Consider the following 338-nt stretch of genomic DNA (forward strand, 5'->3'; position numbering starts at 1 on the left):
TTTGCACGTTATCTCCTTTTCAATCCATTTTTTCTGGATTACCAAAATGGTTGCCTCCTGAGTCCAAACTCCCTCCAGTCATGTAAAGACCTGTTGACGGGTTTACTCCTGCCAAAGAGTAAGAACTATCATCCATAATATTATCCCTTCCAACCATATCCGGGGCACTACTATGTTTTCTCATGTTTGCGCTGCAATCAACTGGATACAAATCCTTTACATATGAGGAATTAAATGATTGCACTTTACATAACTCATTTCCGTCAACATTAACTGAATTAGCATGCGCAATTTTCTTAATATATCCCCCACTGAGTATCTGAAAACATACTTCATCC

At 38.5% G+C, this 338-nt stretch carries 1 protein-coding gene; it reads right to left on the reverse strand.

Annotation, left to right across the window (positions count from 1 at the left end; genetic code table 11):
* Positions 1-19 precede the first annotated feature (19 nt).
* Positions 20-338 (reverse strand): hypothetical protein (locus COJ96_RS29070; RefSeq protein ID WP_218936549.1); only part of this gene is annotated, 319 nt, incomplete at its 5' end.

The organism is Bacillus sp. AFS073361 (assembly GCF_002567005.1).
Lineage (GTDB): Bacteria > Bacillota > Bacilli > Bacillales > Cytobacillaceae > Neobacillus.